The sequence below is a fragment of the Bacillus sp. AFS037270 genome (genome assembly GCF_002585305.1).
The window spans coordinates 1-2,958 of sequence record NZ_NUNF01000068.1 but is presented as its reverse complement, the minus strand read 5'-3'; the positions used below and the strand labels follow the sequence as shown (position 1 = coordinate 2,958).

The 2,958-nt window shown below is 35.8% G+C and carries 6 protein-coding genes; 1 reads left to right on the top strand and 5 read right to left on the bottom strand.

The window, feature by feature from the left end; genetic code table 11:
- The 3 genes from COD92_RS26545 to COD92_RS33045 form a co-directional block, all read right to left on the bottom strand.
- The coding region (locus COD92_RS26545; RefSeq protein ID WP_141561149.1) for an IS3 family transposase at nucleotides 1-417 on the bottom strand (417 nt) is incomplete at its 3' end.
- A 59-nt stretch (nucleotides 418-476) separates the two neighbouring features.
- Nucleotides 477-884, bottom strand: a complete 408-nt coding sequence (locus tag COD92_RS26540; RefSeq protein WP_098532316.1) for an HTH domain-containing protein — start codon at nucleotides 882-884, stop codon at nucleotides 477-479.
- Between the two features lie 174 nt (nucleotides 885-1,058).
- The gene (locus tag COD92_RS33045) at nucleotides 1,059-1,205 is read right to left on the bottom strand and encodes a hypothetical protein (protein WP_255286787.1); all 147 of its coding nucleotides are present in this window, start codon (nucleotides 1,203-1,205) and stop codon (nucleotides 1,059-1,061) included.
- A 303-nt stretch (nucleotides 1,206-1,508) separates the two neighbouring features.
- Here COD92_RS33045 and COD92_RS26530 point away from each other — a divergent pair, with 303 nt between their 5' ends.
- On the top strand, nucleotides 1,509-1,694 hold the full coding sequence (locus COD92_RS26530) for a hypothetical protein (protein ID WP_176541388.1): 186 nt from the start codon (nucleotides 1,509-1,511) through the stop codon (nucleotides 1,692-1,694).
- A 114-nt stretch (nucleotides 1,695-1,808) separates the two neighbouring features.
- Here the strand turns inward: COD92_RS26530 and COD92_RS26525 are convergent, their stop codons facing one another.
- Together COD92_RS26525 and COD92_RS26520 are read right to left on the bottom strand one after the other, a co-directional pair.
- On the bottom strand, nucleotides 1,809-2,444 hold the full coding sequence (locus COD92_RS26525; protein ID WP_255286786.1) for a chloramphenicol phosphotransferase CPT family protein: 636 nt from the start codon (nucleotides 2,442-2,444) through the stop codon (nucleotides 1,809-1,811).
- A 97-nt stretch (nucleotides 2,445-2,541) separates the two neighbouring features.
- Complete coding sequence (locus COD92_RS26520; protein ID WP_098532314.1) at nucleotides 2,542-2,817, bottom strand: DUF3986 family protein; 276 nt, start codon at nucleotides 2,815-2,817, stop codon at nucleotides 2,542-2,544.
- Between the last annotated feature and the right edge of the window lie 141 nt (nucleotides 2,818-2,958).

Below are 2,958 nucleotides of genomic sequence, written 5' to 3'. Positions count from 1 at the left end.
TAAATAAGCTGGCTGTGCTGGTCCATAGTATACGTACGTAATATCGGTAAGTAACACTTTCCCTGGTTCACCTTGATCAAATTTTCTATCAAGTAGATTTGATAGGGTTTTATGCTCCTGAGTTGCCTTTGCCATTTTCCTGTAAGGATTTATCTGCCTGATCTTCGCTACCAAGTTGAATTTTCTCATAATCCTTCGAATCTTTTTATGGTTCATTACGACATAGTAGTCGTTCTCCAAAATCATCTTGATAACAAGAGCACCTGCTTTTGCCTTCTTTTCATCAAAGATTTTTTTGATTAACTTATAATCTTGCCAATCAATTTCTTGTCTTGAAATCCTTTGATTTTCAGCTTTAATCCATGCGTAATATCCACTCCGGCTTACTCCTGCCATCTTACAGAGGTATTTTACCATCCTAGTAATACCACACTTTGTGATTATCTTTTGGATAAGCAAAAACTTCTCGGTCTTCGTTACTTTTTCTTTTTCGATCCCTGCCTTTCGAGTGCGTCTAACTTTTTTAAGAATTCTAGTTCTGCTTCTAAATACTTGATCCGTGCCTCAGCCTTCTTTAGGCTTTCCTCAACTGTAAGCTGTTTGGAAGATGGTCTACCAGTACTGCCTTTTCCTCTCCGTTCCGTAAGGAACCCATCTTCTCCGAACTGATTAAAAGTTTTCCTCCATCTCTTTAAGCATGCTTTAGGTTTATCAGAACCTATCAATTGTAGGTCAAACCCATGCTCAATAAAGATTTGAACAGGGCCCTTTCCATTAAAATTCTCTTTTACAGCTCTAATTTTAAAGTCGGGTGTATATGAAATGGAACGATCTGACACATGGTCCACATTGGGATTACTCTCTAATATCTTAATCTGACTCATTAAATATAATTTTACTCATTTTAACTTTCCTCCGGTTATATCCTCTAAATGATTATAAACGGGTTTTAATCCAGGGGACACAAAAAAACCGAATAAGGGACTTTTTTTTAAGTGTCCATTATTCGGGTTATAGTTCAATCATTGAGGGGCTTTTTTTCTTTTCCGTTATCAAAATCATTCCAATATGTAAAAATTTTTAAGTACATAATTTTTCAATCCTATATGCCAATAAGCCATAATTTTAATTGCACCATTCGCCACTTCATCTGATTCATCATCTACATGGACTAGATCCCCATCTTCTGCATCATCTAAGTTCAACTCTTTATGTATCTCTTTTAAAAACCCGCCATATGCAATTAATCTAGAGCTTTGTCTAAATCATTAACCGTCTGAACATTTTCATCCGTTACTTCATTTCCTCTGATCACATCAGAATCTTTAATCGCATATTTTGAGACTTGTGTAATGCAGAATAGAAGTACAGACCTTTGCAACGAATTAGTGCAGAGTTCTGCATGAGAATCTCATGTAAATAAAAAAAGGACTTGCTAGTCACCCAAGTCTACCTCTACTGTTAAAGTGCGAACTCAAAACAGATGGAGGTTAAGGAAGGATGCTACAATGCCCGATATTAATTGTATCAAACACTTACGAAATGAAAAAGGTTTTTCAATTGATAAGATTGTTAATACGCTAAATATCAATTGGCGAACAGCTAAGAAATATGCAGACAAAAGCGAACTCTCCCCGACGATTATCAAACCACACAAAGGTACAGGGGGAATTTTTCTCCTTGTTTTTTTGTAGCCCTTGAAGCTAACCTGCCAAATAGTTTAAGTACATCATTTCACAATCTTTCTTTGTAAAATAGAAAAAAGGCGACCTCCTTCTTGAAGTATCGTACCGTTAGTAATAACGAATTCAGTTTGTCTCTTCGTTTATCATATCTGCAAGACACTTAAAAGCTGTATTTATGGGATTCTCTTCTAAGCTTTTTTGAATCAAATTTGCACATTCTTCAGGACTTAGAACTGATGTATCTATCTCCAGATCATAGATACCTGGGAAATGAACGGACTTCTGCCACAACATAATGGGTTTTGGTACAGATCCATCTTCAGCGTTGCTATTATTCCAAGTCGCAATTCGTCGCTCCATTACAACATTTAGGGGGCATCGGATACCCACAAATAACACGGGAAAGTCCTTCAAAATACGAACACATTTATAAAGAATCCCCCTCCTAGATGAATAGTTATCGTGATGTCCAACATCAACAACAACGTTCAAACCTAATCGACTGTGTGCTGCAATAGATTCGTACATAGCTTCATACAAGGTAACGATTAATGGCTCTAAATCAGGGCGTTCTCCTCCAGGTCTTAATCCAATTCCAGGTTGGTAGCGTTGAGGTGTCATTCGAATAAAATTATCAACACCTAAATTCATCCAAACTCCCTCAAACGTATTTTGGACAATAGTTGCTATACTTGATTTTCCTGACCGAGGAGTTCCGTTCAGAATCACGATCTTACCTAATGGATTTGTATTTAGCACTCTGTTTCCTCCTCTTACCATAAATTTAACAGTTTTATTTTGCTAACCTGCTACGTTAGTCGAATAAGAAAATGACCGCCAAAGCGATCATTATAATTTAAATCATTTTATTAGATGATAACCATTGTTTAGACCGTTGTACCCAAATATTATAATCAATCTCTTTATTGTCGATAGAAAATATCCTTGTTCCAAATGGATCTAATGTTAATTCATATTTGGATGTAATATTTTTAATCCCATACCCTTTAAAATCAAAGAATATATCCCATACATCCTCCAATTGTCTTTTAAAAGCTATCGCCTCATAATTAAAGTTATCCTCGTAGTAACCTAAATGTAGATGATATTTATCATCATACAAAATATCCATTTAGCACCTCTTTTGATTATCTGAAATTATCAATTCGACAGTTGGAATCAAATTTCCTTCTTCAAGTAAACTGCCATTTAGTTGAACAAGGAAAAAGCGATGCCTTTTTTAAGCATCGCTACCCATTAGCATTCCTGTAGA